The 3,910-nt window shown below is 73.1% G+C and carries 3 protein-coding genes; all 3 read right to left on the reverse strand.

Annotated features, from left to right (window positions below; all coding sequences use genetic code 11):
- A partial coding sequence (locus tag B9S61_RS22585) for a glycosyltransferase (RefSeq protein WP_103543907.1) occupies positions 1-1,229 on the reverse strand: 1,229 nt, incomplete at its 3' end.
- Between the two features lie 2 nt (positions 1,230-1,231).
- A complete protein-coding gene (locus tag B9S61_RS22590) occupies positions 1,232-2,491 on the reverse strand; it encodes a hypothetical protein (protein WP_103543905.1) in 1,260 nt (419 codons plus the stop codon).
- Between the two features lies 1 nt (position 2,492).
- A partial coding sequence (locus tag B9S61_RS22595) for a right-handed parallel beta-helix repeat-containing protein (RefSeq protein WP_103543908.1) occupies positions 2,493-3,910 on the reverse strand: 1,418 nt, incomplete at its 5' end.

The raw sequence follows: 3,910 nt of genomic DNA on the forward strand, positions 1-3,910 counted from the left end.
GAGCCAGTGTGTCCGTCCCCCGGCGGCGGGCCGTCCCCGCCGCCGGACCGTCCCGCGATCGCGGTGCGGTACCCCTCCTCCAGACGCTCCAGCCCGACGGCCGGGCTGAAGCCCTGCTCGTACCGGCGCCGGGCCGCCTCGCCCATCTCCCGGCCCACCGCCGGCCCGGCCGTGATCCGGCGCAGGCAGGAGGCGAGCGAGGCGGCGTCGTTCGGCCGGTGCAGCAGCCCGGTCCCGCCGTCCTCGACGAGTTCGGTGAAGGCGCCGTGACCGGCGGCGACGGCCGGGACCCCGGCCGCCATCGCCTCCACGACCACCAGGCCGAACGCCTCCAGCCACGTGGAGGGAGCGACCACGGCGACCGACCGCGCGACGGCCCGCAGGCACTGCTCCCGGTCGTACAGGCCCGCGTACCGCACGTCGTCCCGGCCCGCCGCCCAGGCGGCGACCTCCCGTTCCATCGGTCCCGCGCCGGCGATCACCAGCGGCACGCCCACGCCGCCGCCGGCGGCGATCTCGTCCCACGCGGTCATCAGCAGCGACACGCCCTTGGCCTCCGCGAGGCGGCCGAGGAACAGCAGATGCTCGCCGTCGCCCGTCCGGCGGATCTCCGGTTCGGGCACGAAGTTGTGCTTCACCGCCAGCCGTTCGGCCGGCATCCCGCCCTCCACCAGGATGTCGCGCTGTGCCGCCGAGATGCAGAAGAACCGCTCCACGCCGGACCACCACCGCCGCCGGTTGACCGCCAGGCTCACCGCGAGCGGCACCGTCGCCGGCCGGGAGCCCCGGTAGCAGCCGTGCCGGACGGCGGGCAGCGGTGACGCCCCCACGCACTCGGTGCACGGCCGGCCGGCCCGCTGCAGTGTGCCGGGCGGACAGACCTGGGTGTAGTTGTGCAGCGTGGCGACGGCGGGCACCCCGGCGTCGGCACAGGCGGCCAGCACCGCCGGTGACAGCAGCGGGAAGACGTTGTGGATGTGCACCACGTCCGGCCGTTCGTCGCGCAGCCGGGCGGTGAGCTCCCTGCGGACCGCCGGGTTCCACGGCACCAGGAGCGGCACCGCGGCCTTGCCGGGCAGGGACCGGCCGGCGATGTCGTCGCTGCGCCGCTCGAACACCTCGACCCGGTGGCCGGCCCCGCGCAGCAGCTCCACCTCCCGGTCGACGACCGTGTTCTCCCCGCTCGGCTGCTCCGAGCGGTAGCGGTTGTGCACCACGAGGACCCGCATGCTCAGGTCACCTCCGTTGTCCGGGCCCATCGCGGGACGCGCCGTCGGGGGACGGCGGGCGCCGGGAGGGCGGTGGCGGCGGCAGGTGCCGGCCGGTCGGTGACGGCGGCCGGCGTCACCAACAGCGAGGCGGCCACGGCCAGATGCAGCAGATACGGCGAGGCGTCGCCCAGCCCGGCCTCGGTGTACGACGCGATCGCGCAGTAGCTGATCAGGAACAGCGCGCAGGCCCTCGACAGCGACGGCGGCCGCAGCAGCGCGACACCGCCCAGCACGACGATCATCGCCGCCACCAGGGCGACACCGGTCGTCCCCTGCTCGTGGTAGACCGCCAGCCAGCTGTTGTCGATGGGCAGCCCGCCGAACGACTTGTCGCCCAGACCCACGCCGAACAGGTACTCCGTGGTCGACCGGGGGGCCGCGAGCAGGGTGTCCCAGACCTTGGCCCGGCCGGTGAGACTGGTGAAGTTCTCCTGGCTCTGGCCGCGCAGGAACCACGCCTGCAGCGCCGAGCCGAACCCCACCGCCGCCACGGCCGCGCACAGCACCGCCCAGCCGAAGAACCGGCGGGCGGCGGCGCTGGTCAGGACCAGCGAGCCGATCGCCACCGTCAGCCCGGCGATCAGACCGAGCGTCGCCGTACGGGTGTGGGTCAGCGCGAGCAGGACCAGGGCGGGCCCGGCGACCAGTGCCGTGCCGCGCCGGTCGGTGCGGCGGCCCAGCAGGAGCAGCACGGCAAGCCCGGTGATCACCGCGGCGTACTGTCCGATCTGCGGCGGGGCGAGCGGCCACAACGCGCCGACCAGCCGCCCGCCGTACAGCTCGGGCAGCGCGGTGCCCGGAGAGACGACCAGTCCGGCGGCCACCGAGCAGAGCACCAGGAAGTACATCCGGATGTGGTGCCGCACGAACGCCGGGCCGCCGTCCCACCAGCGGCTGAGCAGCCACAGCGTGCCGACGAAGAGAGTCAGCCGGGCGCAGCGGAACAGCGCCCCGAAGCCCGACTCCAGGCTCGCGCTGGAGAGCACGCTCGGCACCAGCAGCAGCGTGAGCAGGAACAGGAAGGCACTCGGCCGCACGCGCAGCCGGACGTTCACCGCGAGCGCCAGCACGAACGCGGCGACCAGCGCGCCCATGGTGACCATCTGGATGAGGGAACGGGGCAGCGGGACGATGGTCTCCGCCCCGGTGGAGCCGAGGGTGTTGAGGATCAGCAGCCCCCAGGCCGTCCCCACGAGCTTCGGCGTGCGGTCCGTACCCATCTCAACCACCGTCCGGTGCGCGGAAGGTGCTGCCCTCGTCCTGCCGGTACGGCGCCGCCTGCCACTGCCCCGGGTCCAGCACCCGGCTGGGGTCGTGGGCGACGAACTTCCACGGTCCGACGTACACGTTGTCGTGCCAGCGGTTGTGCTGGCCGTGGGTGATCGCCTCCGCCACCCGCTCGCCCTGGTACGGCGACCAGTCCGGATAGGTGCCGTAGTTGGCCAGCACCGCCATGCGGTCGCACTTGACCGCGCAGTCGACGACGGACTTGTCCAGCACGAAGCGGTTGTCGTGGATGTCCACCCGCTGGGTCCTCCACCGGCAGTCGGCGTAGAGCGGGGCAGTGGCGATCCCCGGGCGCGCGCAGCGGTCGGTGTCCTCCACCAGCAACGTGCAGTCGCCGGAGGACGTGTTGGCCGGGCTGTTGCAGAACCGGTCGGCGTTCTCCCACAGGGTGATGCCGGACCAGTTGTTCTCCAGCAGGTTGCGGTGGATCTCGATCCTGTCCGTACGGGCCCGGACCCGCGGCTCGCCGCCGGACTCGGAGAGATAGACGGTCGCGAACGGGAAGGTGTCACCGCGGTCGGCGTACTTGCGGCCCTCGACCCAGTTGTTCCGCCGGATCGTGTTGTCGCGGACGACCGCGTTGTAACTGGTCTCGTAGATCAGCGCGGCACCGTCGTTCGCCTCGATCACGTTGCGCTCGATGCGGAAGTCGTTGTTGTTGGTGTCCGCCCACAACCCCGTCCCGCGGTTGTCGTGCACCCAGTTGCCGCGGACGTCCGCGCCGTCGACGGCCCAGAACTTGACGCCTCCGGTACAGCCGCAGCCCGGCCGCCGCCGCTCCCAGTCGCCGGTGTTGTTGCCCGTGATCTCGTTGCCCTCGACCACGAGGCCGCTGATCCGGCCGCCGGCCTTGTAGGCGTTCATCCCGTACTGGCCGTTGTCCCGCAGGCAGTTGGCGCGGACCTGCTGGCGGGCGCCGGCCATCAGACCGGCGCCGGAGTTGTTCCGGATCGTCGAGTGCTCGATCACCCACCCGTCGGCCGAGTCGTGGTTGACCACGCCCTCGTCGTGCGGCGCGGCGAAACCCTGCACGGTCAGATGGCGGACGGTGACGTCACGGGCGGTGCCGCCGAACGCGTACTGGTTGGTCCTCCGGCCGTCGAGCACCGCGCCCGGCGCGCCGAGGTAGCTGTTGCCGTTCTTGGGGACGACCTGGGCGTAACGGTCCGGTGCGAGCGTGTGCCGGCCGGGCCTGAGCCAGAACGTGGTGTTCGGGGGGCTGTTCCTGGTCTTCGCTGCCAGGTCGCCGGTGACGGCGGGGTCGACCGTCACCGCCCCCGCCGGCGCCGTGGCCGGACCGGTCCTGGGCTCGGCGCACACCCGGGCGACGGACGTGGCCGGCGACGCGGTCG

Source organism: Streptomyces sp. SM1 (assembly GCF_002910825.1).
GTDB lineage: Bacteria > Actinomycetota > Actinomycetes > Streptomycetales > Streptomycetaceae > Streptomyces > Streptomyces okerensis.